The organism is Novosphingobium sp. (genome assembly GCF_027486195.1).
Taxonomy (GTDB): Bacteria; Pseudomonadota; Alphaproteobacteria; order Sphingomonadales; family Sphingomonadaceae; genus Novosphingobium.
In genome coordinates, this window is the sequence record NZ_JAIXPP010000042.1 from 18,420 (window position 1) to 33,478 (window position 15,059).

Here is a 15,059-nt window from a genome sequence, read left to right on the forward strand (position 1 = left end):
GCAGCGAAGCAATCCAGAGCGTCACGCGCTACCGCTCTGGATTGCTTCGCTGTGCTCGCAATGACGAGGGAAGGGTGTGACGGAGGTGGTTGGGCCAGGTTTGGGGGACCTTACCGCCCCCAAACCCGCCGCTCGCCCTCCACGGCAATCGCACCGCTGGTGCCGACCGGCTCCACCGTCCCATCCATGAAGAAGCCGAGCGTCGCGGGATCGGCCACATCGATGTGGCAGAGCGTGCGCTTACCCTCTGGCGTACGGGCTACGACGACACCACTAGAAGGCGCGCCTTCACGGTTGTGGAAGACGGTGTAGCTTTCGATCTTTGCGGGGCCGACGTAGTCTTTCTCGAGTTCGGGCACAGGCCCGCGCGCCGTGTCAGCTTCGGCCTGATAGTCGAAGTCCTGCGGGAACTGCGCGGCGGCGATGGGCTGGCGCGAGACGACGATGCAGTGGTTGTCGGTGGCATAGCCACCGTTGGCAAACAGGAAGCCGGTCTGGCCATCCCCCGAGCGGAGGCGGTCCACCATCGAGACGACCGCATGGCTCATGTAATTGGCGATGGGGCCACCGCCGAATGTCAGCCCGCCAAACACCGTGGCGGGCTTATCCAGCGGCCAGCCGAGCACGCGGCGCGCCATCTTGGGGACGCAAGGGAAGCAGCTGTAGAGCTCGACATGGTCGAAGTCTGCGCCGGTCATCTGGTTGAGCTCCAGCGTGCGGCGTATCGCGGTGTCCATGCTGGAGGAGCGATCATAGCGGTCGCGGCGCAGGATGCTGGGATCTTCCTTCGCAGCGGCGCCCATGCCGACGTAGATCAGCCGCTCCTCCGGAATGCCGCGCCGCCGCGCTTCGGCGAGGCTGGCGACAAGGAAGCCCGCACCTTGGTTCACAGAGGAGTTGGCGACGGTCAGCTTGGTGTAGGGGAAAGCGAGCGGACGGTTGGACGGACCCGGCGTGAGGATATCCTCGGCGCTCACGGCTTTCCTGATCCACGCGCCTTCATTGGCGGCGGCAACCTGGCTCATGCCCGCCCAGATTGCGCCGCTTTCGGCCTGCGCCTCGGCCAAGGTCTGACCATAAGCGGCGCGGCCGGCATTTTCGTAGATCGGGTAGACATCGACCGGCGCGGTCAGGCCATGCGCCTGCGCGTAAGTGGGATCGCGGCGGGTCGAGACATTGCGGACCGCGTTGTAGCTCTTGTCCTCGCCTTTTGCCGCCAGAGCGGCAAGGCCGGCGGCGGTGCGCAGGGCTTCCGCGCCGACCACGGCGGCAAGCTTCACCTCGCCCGCACCGATGCGGTTGGCGGCTTCGTTGAGCAGGCGGATCGGGGTGTCGCCATGCGGCGCTTCGGACTGGTAGTTCACCGCCGGGTTCGCACCGATGGCTGCGGCCACGCGGTCGCACAGATTGCCGAGGTGGCGGAAGCTGATCTGGTCGACGATGGCGAGGCTGTCGAGGTCGCCGAGCAGATTTCCGCCCGCATCGGTTTCCGCGATGCGCAGCGCTGCGGCCATCAGGCCCGGCGGATCGAGCCCGAGATCGGGGCTCGCGGGCCGGTCGTTCAATTGGCCGACGCCGATGATGACGGGGATGCGTTCGGGATCAGTCCCCCATGAAGAATCGGGCAAAGGCGCATTCATCGGGCAGTCTCCAGATAGGACTTGGTGGCGACCATCTCGCGGATTCTTTGAGGTACGGTTTCGAGCACACCCGCCGCTTCAAGGGAAATGCATTCGGCTTCGTCCATACCCAGCCAGTCGTGCATCACGGCGTAAGTGTCCTGGCACATCAGCGGGGCAGGGCGGGCGTCCGCATCCGGGATCGATTGCCAAACCGCAGGGCGGCGCTCGGCGGTCATCGGCTCGGGGAGCAGATCGTGCGGATCGCTGCGGAAGAGGCCGCGCGCCGTATAGTAGGGATGATCGGCGAGGTCCGCCGCGCGGAGCATCGGGGCCGCGGGGACGCCGGCGGCCTGCAAAGCTTGCGCGGCTTCTGCAGCCCCCCTGTCCGCCAGCCATGCGGCGAGGTCCTGGCTGCCGATCACGGCGGAGAGCCGCTGACGGTCGGCCTCATCGCGCGGGGTGACAACGCACCATTCATCCTCGCCCTTGGCGGGGAACACGCCCGATAGCGCGTCCTCGCTGTCTGCGAGGCCGAGCGCGGTGCCGGCGACTTCGGTGGCGAGTTGGGCGAGCATGACTTCGGCCTGCGCCACATCGACATGCCCGCCGCGCCCGGTGCGCTGGCGGCGGGCAAGGAGCGCCATGACCGCGCTCGCGCCGATGCGGCCGCAGACGTGATCGGGGTAGATCGTGACCGAGTCCGAGAAGCTCTCCGGATCATCGGGGTAGCGCCACATTGCGGTGAGCCCAGCGGCGGCGCGAACCAGCGGGCCGTAGCCCATGCGCTTCGACCACGGGCCGGTCGCGCCGAACGCGCTCGATTCCACCGCGATCAGGCGCGGGTTGATCCGGCTGAGTTCGGCATAGCCGAGGCCCAGGGATTCGAGTGTGCCGGGCTTGAAGTTGGAGAGCATCACGTCGGCATCGGCGATCATGCGGCGCAGCAGGGCCTTGCCCTCATCGGACTTGAGGTTGAGGCCAAGGCTACGCTTGTTGCGGTGACCCGCGCCAAAGCTGCTGGAAAGACCGATCTTGAGCCAGGTCTGCCGCGAGCCATCGGGGAAGGCAGCGGATTCGATCTTCACCACATCCGCGCCGAGATCGGCGAGCAGGCGGCCGGTTTCTGCGCCGACAACGATCACGCCGAGATCGAGCACCTTGCGGCCTTCCAGCGGCCGGCCGGGTTTGGCATCTGCGGGTACCGGGCGCGGGGCGGGGGCGCTGGTGTAAATCGGACCCATGCGCTGCCCGTCGATCACCATCAGGCCATCGGGGGCGGGCACGCGGCGGCCACCGGGCAAGTCCACCTCGGCAAAGGTGGCGCGCGCGCGGATGTGATCGGCGGCAAGGCAATCGCCGAGGGTGTTGAGCCCAGCGAGGGGGACGCCGTGCTGCTGGCCGAGCTCCTCGATTTCGGCGCGGGTCTTGTCGGCAAGGAAGGCCTGCATCGCCGCGAGCAGTTCCTTGCTTTTGAAGCGGACCATGATGTCGCGGAATTCCGGCCCGGCGAATTCGGCGGGCGAGCCCATCATCGCGTGCATCCCCTGCCACTGGCGCGGGGCGAGCACGCAGAGGCGGACGTAGCCATCGGCGACCGGGATGATCGGATATTGTACGCCCCTGGGCGGGCGGCCGGGGGGCAGCGATGCGGCGGGGCGGCCATTGGTGGCGCTGCCGGAAATGCCGAACGCGGGATCGAGCGCCTGCATCGCGCCATCGAGCGCAGCGAAATCGACATGGGTGCCAGTGCCGCTGACGAGCGCCTGCGTGAGCGCGGCCATCGCGACGAAAGCACCTTGCGCCACCGCGCACTGCAGCGCGATCTCGCCCGGCGGGAGCAGCGGTGCGCGGCCCCTGATGCCCGAGCGCGAGAGTTCGCTGGTGAGGGCGTGGAGCACGCCGTCGGACCACTGCCAGTGTGAGAAGGCGTTGCCGAGGCCGAAGCCGGTGGCGGTCATGTGGACGAGCGCGGGGTTGGCGGCGCGGATCGCGGCCCAATCGATGCTGTCCGATTCTGCGGAGAGATCTTCGATGATCAGGTCAGCGTGGGCAAGGCGTGCGAGGAGGTCTGCTTCCTCGATCGCCTCGATTCGCTTGCCGAGATTGGCCGTCCAGTATGCGAGTTCGGCGCGGGGCTCATCCTGCGGGCAGCCGCCGCGTCCGCCCACTTCAAGGCGGATCACCTCGGCGCCGAGTTCGCGCAAGGTTCGGGCAATTCCCGCGAGCGGGCTGGCGACGAGATCGACCACCACGAGGCCGGAAAGCGGGCGGTCGATGGCCTCTGGCTGCATTCCGGGTCCCTCTCGATTATTATTGGACGAATACCGTCCATAAAAGATACAAGAAACCCATGCAACGCTCTTCGCCTGATTCTGCGCCTGCTGCGGAGCCGCGACCGAGGGGGCGTCCGCGCAATCCGGATTTCGAGGCGCGCATTCTGGCGGCGGCGGCGCAAGTCTATGGCGCGGGGGGCTGGGCGGGCTTCAGCCTTGATGCGGTGGCGCGGGCGGCGGGGATCGGCAAGTCGACGCTCTACGCGCGCTGGACGAGCGGGGAGGACCTGCTCTGCGCGATGATCGAGCAGCGCTGGCAGGCGCTGGCGGCGATCGATACTGGAAGCCTACACGGCGATCTCACCGCGTTCGGCGCGCTGGTGCTGGCGCGCTATCTGGAGACGGGTGGCGGTGTGGCGCGGCACTTGCGGCGCGATCTGGCGGGGCATCCTGAGCTGGCAGCCCGGATCGGGCCAGTGCTGGGCGCAGTGACGGCGCAGGCCATAGCGATCCTGCGGCGGGGCCGGGCGCGTGGCCAACTGCGCGATGGCGTGAGCGCGGCGCTCGCGTCCGACATGCTGCTTTCGGCCATGGAATCGCATGCCGGGCGGCTCGGGCCGGGGGAGACGATGAGCGAGGCGGCGATCACGGCCTATGCGGCGCGGGTGGCGGACCTGCTGATCGGCGGGATCGGCGCATGACCGGACTGGCTGTCAATATGGGCAGGTTTGCCGCGCGGCGCGGCATGACAGAAACGGCAGCTACGCCCGCAGAGGCGCAAAGGGGGAGCGAGGTGGCATGACCTATCGCACGATCACGGTGGAGAAGCGCGGCGCGGCGGACTGGCTGACGCTGAACCGCCCCGATCAGCTCAATTCCATTTCGCTGGAGATGGTGGACGAGCTTTCCCACTATTTCGGCGCCCTGTTCAACGACCGCGAAACGCGCGTGGTGGTGATGCGCGGGGCAGGTCGGGCCTTCTGCGCCGGGCTCGATATCAAGGACCGACAAGCGGCGAATGGCCCCGATCCGTTTGGCGGGGGCTTCGGCTTTCAGGGCCATCTGGCAGACGTCTATGTGAAGATGCGGCGCTGCCCGCAGCCGATTCTGGCGCTGGTGCACGGCGCAGCTTGCGGCGGAGGCTTTGCGTTCGTGCTGGCGGCAGATATCCGCATTGCGGGCGAGAGCGCCAGGATGAATGCCGCTTTCATCAAGCTGGGGCTTTCCTCCTGCGACATGGGCGTCAGCTACTTCCTGCCGCGCCTGGTCGGCACTTCGGTTGCCTCGGAGCTTATGCTGACCGGGCGTTTCATCCATGCGCCGCGCGCGCTGGCGACGGGGCTGGTGAGCGAGGTAGTGCCCGACGACCAGCTCGAAACCGTGGCCGAGGGTTATGTCGCAGATATGCTCGCGGCCTCGCCGCGCGGGCTGCGCATGACCAAGGAGGGGCTGAGCCTCGCGGTGGATGCGCCGAGCCTTGAAGCAGCGATGGCGATCGAGAACCGCAACCAGCTGATGACCGCCGTCAGCCCCAATTTCGCCGAAGGGATGCGCGCCTTCCTCGAGAAGCGCCGCCCGAACTACATTCCAGACTGAACGGACAACGGACCATGTCGCACGCCAAATATCCGCTGATGTTCTCAGCCCTGACGATCCGGGGCAACCGGCTCAAGAACCGCATCATCATGGGCTCGATGCATTCCGGCCTCGAAGATCTGCCCAATGCGGCGGAGCGCCTTTCGGCCTACTTCGTCGAGCGCGTGAAGGGCGGGGTGGGCATGATCATCACCGGCGGCATCACCCCGCACCCCAGCGGCGGGCGCGGCGCAAAGCTGAGCGAGCCTTCGGAAGTGCCGATGCACCGCGCAGTGACGGAAGCGGTCCATGCCGCCGATCCGGAGGTCAAGATCTGCATGCAGATACTGCACTCAGGACCAATGGCCAACGTTCGCGAAGCGGTCGGTCCCTCGCCGGTTCGTTCGCGCCTCGCCAAGCATGCGCCGCTCGAACTCGATGAAGCGGGAATCGAGGAACAGATCGCCGCCTTTGCCAACTGCGCGGCGCTGGCCGTCGAGGCAGGCTACGACGGGGTCGAGATCATCGGCTCGGCAGGCTATCTGATTTCCACGTTCCTCGTCGAGAAGACCAACCAGCGCAATGACCGCTGGGGCGGCTCGTGGGAAAACCGGATGCGCTTTCCTATCGAGATCGTGCGCCGCACCCGTGCCGCACTCGGCGATGACAAGATGCTGATCTTCCGCATTTCAGCGATGGACATGCTTGAAGGCGGGCTCGCGTGGGAGGAAGTGACGAGCCTGGCGAAAGCACTGGAAGCGAACGGTGCGGATGTGATCAGCACGCACTTCTGCTGGCACGAAAGCCAGGTGCCGACGATTGCGACGATGGTGCCGCGCGCGGCCTTTGCGCAGGTGACCGGCAAGCTGCGCGAGGCGGTCTCTATCCCGCTCATCACCAGCAACCGTATCAACATGCCGCATGTGGCCGAAGAGGTGCTGGCGCGCGGGGATGCCGACCTCATCTCGATGGCGCGGCCGATGCTGGCCGACGCGGAGATCGTGAAGAAGGCGTGGGAAGGCCGCGAGGACGAGATCAACACCTGCATCGCGTGCAACCAGGCCTGCCTTGATCATACGTTCACCGGCCAGCTGACCAGTTGCCTCGTCAACGCGCGGGCCTGCCGCGAGACGGAGATTACGGTGGCGCCGGCCACGACGGCGCGGCGGATCGCGGTGGTCGGCGCGGGGCCGGCGGGGCTTGCCTATGCGACGATCGCTTCGGGGCGCGGGCACAAGGTGACGCTGTTCGATGCGGCGGACGAGATCGGCGGGCAGTTCAATCTGGCGCGCAAGATTCCGGGCAAGGAAGAGTTCGACGAGACGATCCGCTATTTCGGGCGGATGATCGAGGTGAACGGCATCGAGCTGAAGCTCGCCACGCGCGTCAATGCGGACATGCTGGCGGCGGGCGGGTTCGACGAGATCGTGATTGCCACCGGCATCACGCCGCGCAAGCCCGAAATCGAGGGCATCGATCACCCCAAGGCGGTGCGCTATGTCGATGTGATCACCGGCAAGGCTGCGGTCGGCCAGAAAGTGGCGATCATGGGCGCGGGCGGGATCGGGTTCGATGTGGCCGAACTGATCACCCATGCGGGGACGCCGGGTTCGCTCGATGTCGATGTCTTCGCCAAGGAATGGGGCATCGATTTCAAGAACCACCCGCGGGGCGGGGTGACCGGGGTGGTGCCCGAAGTGGCCTCGAGCGGGCGCGAAGTCTGGCTGCTTCAGCGCAAGGCGAGCGCGGTGGGCAAGGGGCTGGGCCGCACCACCGGCTGGACGCACCGCATCACCTTGCAGCGGCGCGGCGTGCAGATGCTGGGCGGGGTGGAGTATGACCGGATCGACGATGCCGGCCTCCACATCCGCGTGGAGGGAGAGCCTCGGCTGCTGGAAGTCGATACCGTGATCGTTTGCGCCGGGCAGGAACCGGCGCGCGGGCTTTATGATGACCTCGTCGCGCGGGGCCTTTCGCCGCAGCTGATCGGCGGCGCCTACGAGGCGGCGGAACTCGATGCCAAGCGGGCGATTCTGCAGGCGACCGAACTGGCGGTGGCCGTCTAGGACTTGCCGGAGGCGCCACCCCGGATCGCATCCGGGGTGGCGTGGCAGTGGGGTGCCGGAGAATGCACGCTGAACGGATGGCGGGTGCTGCCTATCGCCGCCATCTCTCCTTATATGATTTGAAATATAACTAAAGGTATGTGTCAGTGCTGGTTTCCATAGCAGGAATCCGCTAGTCCCGCTTGGTCGGACCGTCGGGAACTTGTTGTATGGTATGGCATACCTTGCCAATCCGGGCGCATTCAGCGCCGGAGCGGGATGCAAACTATCGTTTGGTAGAGGCTTGCGACTCGGCGGGAGCCCGGCCGGCGCAAGCGTTTGGCGCGCTGGTAGAGCCTTATGCCGATTTCTTTGCCTATGGCACCGGTGCAGGCGGCAACGCCGCGGCGCTGATCGAGGGCCTGCTGCGGCTGGAGGCCATGGCTGCGGCAATCGAGGCCAGGATCGCGCCCTTGTGGCAGGATCTGGCGCGGAGCGCGCTGACAGTGGCTGAGGACAAGAACAAGCAGCGGGTCGATCGCCTGTTCGGACTCGATGGCAGGGCCGGGTTGCTGGGCGAAGTCAGGCGCTTGCAGCGCCTTGCCGCGCAGGAATTGCCCCACATGTCCGCAGCGGACAAGACCGCATTCCTGGGCGCGCTGATCGATTGTGCCGGCGCATTCCTGCCCGGTGATAGCGGCGCGGTGGAGCATTCCGGGGTACTTGCGCTGCCGGTCTATCTGCAGGCGCTGGCTCTTGTCGTGCTGGTGCGGGATTGGATTGCCGCACCTCCGGGCTTGGCAGAGCAGGCCGCCATCAGCCGCCACCGGGCGTTTCTGCTCGGTGGCGGAAGCCCGGCAGGACCGGCGGACACCGCGCTCGCTGCTGCAGCGCAGGCGCTGGCCCGCTAACGCTGCAGCCTACTGGCTGCGGCCGCGCGCTTGCACCGCGAGGCGGCGGGCTTCGACTTCTTCCGGCTTGACCGCCGAGTTTGCAGCGGAGGAGCGGCTGGCCTCCAGCGCCATGCCTTCGCCAAAGGGCAGGGCATAGCCATCGTCGATCAGCGCCTTGTAATTGCGCAGGAAAGTGGGGTCGATCGAAGCTATATCGCGCGCGATCTGCTGCGCGGCGGATAGCAAGGCCTCAGGCTCGACCACGCGGTTGACGAGGCCCCAGCGCTCGGCGGTTGCGGCATCGAGGAAGTTGCCGGTGAAAGAGAGCTCCTTGGCACGGCTGATCCCGATCAGGCGCGGGAGCTTCTGCGAGAGGCCCCAGCCGGGATAGACGCCGACGCGCGCGTGCGTATCGGCAAAGCGCGCGTTGGTGGAGGCGATCAGAACATCGCAGGCGAGCGCGACTTCGAAGCCGCCGGTGATGGCGACACCGTTGATCGCGCCGACAACGGGCTTGCGGCAGATTTCGATCGCCTTGACCGGATTTTCGGAAGCGCCTTCGGCATTCGCCGCGCCCAGCGCGCCGGCCTGGGAACCGAGTTCCTTGAGATCGAGCCCGGCGGTGAAGGCGCGCGTGCCGGCGCCGGTGAGCACGACGGCGCGCACGGCATCATCGGCATCGAGCGCGGTCATCACTTCGGCAAGGCGCGCGCGCAGGGCCTTCGACAGCGCATTCATCGCCTCGGGCCGGTTGAGCGTGACGGTGGCGACACCGTCTGCGATATCGACGAGGATGAGATCGGTCATGGCGTGATCCTTAAGTAGGCAGGGCCGCTTTGACCACGGCGCGCGGGGCCATGCACCTCTGCTTATTGCGGAGGCTGCGACATCCCGCCGTAGAGATCCATGAAGTTGCGCGCCGCATCGCGTTCGGCGGGATCCTTGAAGGCAATGTCGAGATCGGGCGCGCTGCCCAGGATGTGCATCAGCGCCCAGAGCGCAAAGCGGCGTGCCGGATCGGTTTCCAGCCCGAAATCGACGGAGAGGCGCTCGGCCCCGGCAGCAAGCTCGGCAGCGCTGAGGCCGCCAAGGTCCGCCGTGCCGAAGTAGCGGCGCATGAGATCATCGAAGCCCATCAGCCTTGTTCCTCCCCCAAAACGCGAACGGCACGCGAGAGAAGGTCCCCCGCGTGCCGTTCTGGCATCATCAGCGCACCTTGCGGGCGCATGACGGATCAGCCGTTAAGCTTGTCCTTGACCGACTTCGCCGCAGCGAAGGTCAGCTTGCGCGAAGCGGCGATCTGGATGGGGGCGCCGGTCGAGGGATTGCGGCCTTCGCGGGCCGGGCTTTCCTTGACCTTGAACTTCCCGAACGCGCTCAGCGAGACTTCCTCGCCCTTGGCAGCCGCATCGGCAATCGCCGCGAACACGGTGTCGACCAGCTTCTTGGCATCGGCCTTGGTGAGGCCCGCGCTGGCAGCAACGGCTTCGGCGAGTTCAGCAGTATTCATGATCCCAATTCTCCAACGGTTGGACGCGCCGGTTAGCTTGGCCTGCGCCCTGCGTCCAGCCTCGAACACGCAGAATACGCTGGAATCTGGGGGAATCCGGATGAACCTGCCCATCCCTGTCGCCGGAACGATGTTCAAGTAGCGGCGATTTTGACGACAGAACATTGCTTGACGATATCGGCAGGGCGACTGCGCATCCGATCAGCGCTGAATCTGGTCAATCCCATTGCTGGCGTTCCGGCCACCAACTGGCTCGGCGCTATCGCAGCAGCGTGGCAGTTGATGCTGCGTCACCGTGGCCCGGCTGAAACCGCGGGGCGGCGAAGCTGAACGGCACGTCGGCGCTTCCACTATAGAGCTCGTGATGCGGAGCAGCTTCGGCGAACGCGGCGGCGAGGTTGAAGAGGTTGGTCTGCGCCTCGTCCATCCCGTCCAGTGTGCAGTTGGCCAGTTCCTCCAGGATATCCGGCAGCCGAGGCATGACCGCCGCATAAAGGCTGGCAAAGTCTGCCGCGCTCGCACCCCAGCGGATCCGGCTGCGATCATTCTCCGTGGCCTGCCCCCACTGCTCCGCGAAGGGGGTGAGGTCTGAAAACGCGGCGGGCAGCGCAAGTGTCGTGGTCATCGGCGTTCTCCTCAGCGCGCAAGATACTGGTCGAGCGTGCGCGCGGCGTGACGGATCATGAACTCCTGATCCATGAGCTGCATGGTATCGATCGCGCCCGAGCGAATGCCGAGGAAGGTGTCCTCCATGGTGCCGGTGTCCTCCAGCCAGGCATTGCGGTGGAGCGCGTTGACGTGCAGCTGCGCGATCCGCTCGGCTGCATTCCGGGCGGGCCTGAAGTAGTTGATCCCCTCCCACAAAGTGCGGCCATGATCGAGCGGCCAGAACTGGTGCGTGAAGAAGGCCATGCCGGGATAGCCGCAACCCGCCGCCAGGTGGATCAGGAAGTTCGGAAAGATGTTCGGCAGTTCGAACTGGAAGTCGCCGCGCCCCGTGGGATTGATCCCGGGCGGCACGAGTTCGGGCCGGGGACCATGCTCGCGGTCGGCATGCAGAACCCCGGCGAACTGCGCCGTCGAGGCTGCCGCGTCCATCCCGCCCCCGTAGATCGTCGAGGAGGCATGCGGCCCTACCAGCTTGAAATCGGCGTGCTCGATGCCGGTGAAGCCCGGCAGCGATCCGGCGTGGATGGTGGGGACGTGGTACCCTTCCGAAAACGCGTAGAGGGCCACTTTCCAGTTGCATTCCAGCACGGTCGAATAGCGGAATGCCGTGGTTGCCTCGTGGTAGGGGAAACCGCTGAACAAGGCGCCGAAGTCTCCCAGATAGTCGGCGAGGCTCTGTTCAGGCTGATCCGCGAAGTTGATGAAGATGAACCCCTCCCACGTATCGCAGGCAATCTCTCGCAGGCCGAGGCAGGCCTTGTCGAGCTGCCCGAAGCCGCTTTCCAGCGGCACTGAGCGCAGTGGGCCGTCGGTGTTGAACACCCAGCCATGGAACCGGCACGAAAGGACATTGGCCCGCGCCTTGCCGAAGCTCTCGAAGCCGCTCGTCGGCACGACCTTGTTGCCGCGGTGGGTGCAGACATTGTGGAACGCACGGACCTTGCCGTCCTTGCCGCGCACGATCAGCACGGAAGTATCGGCGACCGGCATTTCCTTGACCTTGTAGTCGCCCCGCTCGGGAATCTCCCAATCCGTCGCGACTTTGAGCCAGGCGCGGCCGAAGACCTTCTTCCGCTCGAGCGCATAGATTTCGGGATCGCGAATGGCATCGATCGCGACCGGGCCAACGCCCAGCTCCGTTCTGATCTGATCGATCGAACGGCCGAGATGGGCGAATTTCTCCGCGCCCGGACGCAGCGTTGCACCGGAAAGATCATTCATGTGCAGTCTCCTAGGTCAGGAATGGGGACGAGCTCAGGCGTCCGACAATTGTGCCGGTTTCGGCTGCCAGCCGTCCGGGTAGTGCGAGATCAGGTCCGCCTCGAGCTCGAGGTAGGCGAAGCGCCACCGGCCCTCGTCGAGCCTGACTTGCGCCTTGTAGCGGCCGCCGATCCAGTAGGCCTTGCCGCTGGCTGCCGTGGCCGCCTCCCACAGATAGAAGTCGACCGTTCCCGCCGTTTGATCCTCGGCCAGGGCAACCTTGGGCGAGACAAGAAAATGCAGAGTCCACCTGAAGCCGGCATCGGCATTGCCGGCGACCCCGGCGGCGATCGCTTCGCTTCCCTCGAAGCTGCCGTACTGATCGATCACGAACCGGCTGTCGGCGGTGAACAGCGGGCGAAGCGCTGCTGCCGATGGGCCGGCGTCAAAGGCGCGCCCGAGGTCTGCAATCAGGTCGTCAATGGCTCGCAACGCTTCGAGCTGGCGCAGGCGCTGTTCGAGATTGCCTGTGTCCATTGTCTTTCTCCCTGTCGCTGCCGGGGTGGCACGGGGCCACAGCCTTGGGCCACCCCGGCATTCGTCAGAACGAGAACCGTGCCGAGAGATACCACTCGCGCGGGCGGCCATAGACGCCCTCGGTGACTCCGCCGAAGGAATCGGCGTAACCCGAGCCGAGATAGAGTGCCTTGGTCAGGTTCTTGACGCCGAGGGTTGCACCCCACTTCTCTGTCGGGTCGGTGTAGGCAATCGCCGCGTTGACGAGGTGGTAGCCGTCCTGGATCAGCAGCGGCGTGTTGATCGCATCGTTGTAGACGCGGGTGCGGTACGACCAGTCGATGCGCGGCTGGAAGCTGCCGATGTTGCCAGCCTGGATGTTGTAGGAAACCGCCGCGCTCATCGTCCAGCGCGGGGCATTCTGGAGCTTGGTTGCGGTCGTGACACCGGCATTGAGCGCGCGGATGTCGACATTGCGGTACTTGGCATCGAGATAGCCGAGGCCGCCCTCGATCCGCAGTCCATCCACGGGCCGCGCCTGGAACTCCAGTTCGAAGCCCTGGATGCGCGCTTCGGCAGCGTTCTGGATGATCGGCGCAAAGCCAAGGGTGGGATCATTTACCGTGATCTGCAGGTTCTTGTAATTATTGAGGAACACTGCACCATTCAGGCGAAGCTTGCGGTCAAACAGATCGCTCTTGAAGCCGAATTCGTAGGTCTCGCTGGTTTCGGGCCGGAACGAGGGAATGAACGCGAAGGGCGGGAACACACGCTGGGTGAAGCCACCGCCCTTGAAGCCCTTTGAGTAGGACACGTAGGTCAGTATCTCAGGGCTGAAGCGGTAGGACAGGCTTGTCATCGGCGTCCACGCCTTGTCCTTGATCGAGGACGTCCGCCCCAGCGGCCCCATCAGCGGATCGCCGTTCTTGAGCCCGGACCCATCAGGATTGAGCGGCGCACCGGTCAGGAAGCCTGCCTCGACCACGAACTGGTTCTCGTTGCTGAAGGACTTCTTGTCCTGCGTCCAGCGGATGCCTGCGGTCAGGTTGAGATTGGGCACCACTTCGTAGGTCGCCTGGCCGAAAAATGCCAAGCTTTGGCCCTTCAGCGCCGCGCCGCTAAGGAAGACGGCGTCAACGATCTCAACCAGATCGCGATGGTTGCCGCTCTCGTCGGAGTAGTAGCCGCCGATCACCCAGTTGAGCTTCTTGTCGAGCAGATCGCCCAGAAGTTGCACTTCCTGCGAGAACTGGTGCTGCTTCCAGTCGCTGTTGGTCTGGATGATCGAGGCAGGGCTGTGGTCGGAATCGCGCGTCCAGAAGCCAGTCACCTTGCGGTAGGCCGTGATCGACTTGATCGAGAAATTGGGAGCAACCTTCCACTCGGCCGTGCCGGAAGCGCCCCAGATGTTCACATTCGAGGCTGACTGATAGGGCTTGGGATTGAACCGGTTGAACACGTTCGAGACGGTCGTGAAAGTGCCGCCATGCCGGTAGGGTCCAACAACCCATTGGCTGTTGTAGCAGGAGGTATTGGTCAGCCGCGCCGGGTTGGTCGTGTCGAGGCAGACGCCCGGTGCGCCGGAATAGGCGGCATTCCAGTAGGCGGCAGCCGGTGCGTTCTCGTTGATGGCGATGGCCACGTTGGGCGCTGAATTCTCGCGGGTGCGCGAACCGTCCACCGCAAGGTCGATGGTGAAATCGCTGCTCGGCTCCAGCCGCAGCGCGAACCGGCCCGCAAGATTGTCGGTATCGCCGAGATCCGGCGCGCCTGCGATCACGCCCTTCACGTAGCCGTTGCGCTTGTGCACGAAGCCCGCGAAGCTGGAGTAGACGCCCTCGGCAAGCGGGACATCGATGTTGCCCTTGATCTGGACCCGGCCAAAGCTGCCTGTCGTGGCTTCCAGCGCACCGCCAAGATCGCGGCCCGGCTTCTTGGTCACCACGCTCACGGCGCCGCCGATGGTGTTGCGGCCAAACAGCGTGCCCTGCGGCCCGCGCAGGACCTCGATCCGCTCGACGTTGAGAACATCCAGCACGTTGCCCACACCGCGCGAGATGTAGACGCCATCCAGGTACAGTCCGACACCGGGATCGGCGGAGAGCTGGTAGTCGTTCTGGCCGATGCCGCGGATGAAGATCGCGGCGGTGGCGTTGCTGGCGGAAACCGGGACCGAGCTGTTGAATTTCACGTTCGGGGTGAAGTCGCCGATCTGGGTGACGTTGTCGATCCCGCGCTCCTGCAGGCCAGCGCCGGTAACTGCGGAGATGGCAATGGGGGTGTCCTGCAGTGACTCAGCGCGCCGGCGTGCGGTGACGGTGATCTCTTCGACCCCGGTGTTGTCGGCTGCTTGTGCCTGCTGGGGCGCAGCCGCGGCTTGTGCGTGCGCGGTACCGGTGCCAACCAGCACTGCAAACAGCGATGCGCCCATCAGCAATCCGCAGCGCTTGATCGCTTCCGCACTGATCTGCATGACCGGCATCCCCCCGGACATCACCGACAATCTTTGCATGATAAACTCCCCGTCATTACCTGATTGTGTGCGACCGGAGCAAAACGGGCCAGTGGCGATGGTTTGCCAGCCAGCCCGGACCCCAAGCCCGATTATGCAAGTGTGATGCCTTGACTGCCCGCAAAGCGGCTAGCCTCTGAACGCCGGCTAGGACATGTCAGCGCCGCGAACATGGCCATGGATGGCATACTGCTTGGGGAGAACCGTCCGCGCGTACACTGAAGGCAGCCATGCGGGACGGCGC

General features: G+C 65.5%; 13 protein-coding genes. 4 read left to right on the plus strand and 9 right to left on the minus strand.

From position 1 onward, the window contains the following. Positions 1 to 110: 110 nt before the first annotated feature. A complete protein-coding gene (locus tag Q0071_RS08345) occupies positions 111 to 1,640 on the minus strand; it encodes an acetyl-CoA acetyltransferase (protein ID WP_298167336.1) in 1,530 nt (509 codons plus the stop codon). Continuing rightward, complete coding sequence (locus Q0071_RS08350; protein ID WP_298167338.1) at positions 1,637 to 3,913, minus strand: CoA transferase; 2,277 nt, start codon at positions 3,911 to 3,913, stop codon at positions 1,637 to 1,639. Before Q0071_RS08350 ends, Q0071_RS08345 begins: the two co-directional genes overlap by 4 nt. A 59-nt stretch (positions 3,914 to 3,972) precedes the next feature. Here Q0071_RS08350 and Q0071_RS08355 point away from each other — a divergent pair, with 59 nt between their 5' ends. The 4 genes from Q0071_RS08355 (at position 3,973) to Q0071_RS08370 (ending at position 8,426) form a co-directional block, all read left to right on the plus strand. Continuing rightward, positions 3,973 to 4,596 carry a TetR/AcrR family transcriptional regulator gene (locus Q0071_RS08355; protein ID WP_298167341.1) on the plus strand — a complete coding sequence of 208 codons (624 nt, stop codon included), beginning with the start codon at positions 3,973 to 3,975 and terminating at the stop codon, positions 4,594 to 4,596. A gap of 97 nt (positions 4,597 to 4,693) precedes the next feature. Continuing rightward, positions 4,694 to 5,491 carry an enoyl-CoA hydratase/isomerase family protein gene (locus Q0071_RS08360; RefSeq protein ID WP_298167344.1) on the plus strand — a complete coding sequence of 266 codons (798 nt, stop codon included), beginning with the start codon at positions 4,694 to 4,696 and terminating at the stop codon, positions 5,489 to 5,491. A gap of 14 nt (positions 5,492 to 5,505) precedes the next feature. Beyond that, positions 5,506 to 7,536 carry an NADPH-dependent 2,4-dienoyl-CoA reductase gene (locus Q0071_RS08365; RefSeq protein ID WP_298167347.1) on the plus strand — a complete coding sequence of 677 codons (2,031 nt, stop codon included), beginning with the start codon at positions 5,506 to 5,508 and terminating at the stop codon, positions 7,534 to 7,536. A 272-nt stretch (positions 7,537 to 7,808) separates the two neighbouring features. Further along, entirely contained in the window at positions 7,809 to 8,426 is a 618-nt protein-coding gene (locus tag Q0071_RS08370) for a hypothetical protein (protein ID WP_298167350.1), read from the plus strand. Positions 8,427 to 8,435: 9 nt separating this feature from the next. Here Q0071_RS08370 and Q0071_RS08375 read toward each other — a convergent pair whose 3' ends face one another. From Q0071_RS08375 to Q0071_RS08405, 7 genes are all read right to left on the minus strand, one after another. Continuing rightward, a complete protein-coding gene (locus Q0071_RS08375; RefSeq protein WP_298167353.1) occupies positions 8,436 to 9,215 on the minus strand; it encodes an enoyl-CoA hydratase in 780 nt (259 codons plus the stop codon). 62 nt (positions 9,216 to 9,277) lie between these two features. Beyond that, a complete protein-coding gene (locus Q0071_RS08380; RefSeq protein ID WP_298167355.1) occupies positions 9,278 to 9,544 on the minus strand; it encodes a hypothetical protein in 267 nt (88 codons plus the stop codon). A 98-nt stretch (positions 9,545 to 9,642) separates the two neighbouring features. Next, positions 9,643 to 9,918 carry an HU family DNA-binding protein gene (locus Q0071_RS08385; protein WP_292945975.1) on the minus strand — a complete coding sequence of 92 codons (276 nt, stop codon included), beginning with the start codon at positions 9,916 to 9,918 and terminating at the stop codon, positions 9,643 to 9,645. A 259-nt stretch (positions 9,919 to 10,177) separates the two neighbouring features. Then, positions 10,178 to 10,543, minus strand: a complete 366-nt coding sequence (locus Q0071_RS08390; protein ID WP_298167364.1) for a hypothetical protein — start codon at positions 10,541 to 10,543, stop codon at positions 10,178 to 10,180. An 11-nt stretch (positions 10,544 to 10,554) separates the two neighbouring features. Beyond that, a complete protein-coding gene (locus Q0071_RS08395) occupies positions 10,555 to 11,808 on the minus strand; it encodes an aromatic ring-hydroxylating dioxygenase subunit alpha (protein WP_298167367.1) in 1,254 nt (417 codons plus the stop codon). A 33-nt stretch (positions 11,809 to 11,841) separates the two neighbouring features. Next, on the minus strand, positions 11,842 to 12,324 hold the full coding sequence (locus Q0071_RS08400; protein ID WP_298167370.1) for a nuclear transport factor 2 family protein: 483 nt from the start codon (positions 12,322 to 12,324) through the stop codon (positions 11,842 to 11,844). A 64-nt stretch (positions 12,325 to 12,388) separates the two neighbouring features. Then, the gene (locus tag Q0071_RS08405) at positions 12,389 to 14,815 is read right to left on the minus strand and encodes a TonB-dependent receptor (protein WP_298167373.1); all 2,427 of its coding nucleotides are present in this window, start codon (positions 14,813 to 14,815) and stop codon (positions 12,389 to 12,391) included. Positions 14,816 to 15,059: the final 244 nt, after the last annotated feature.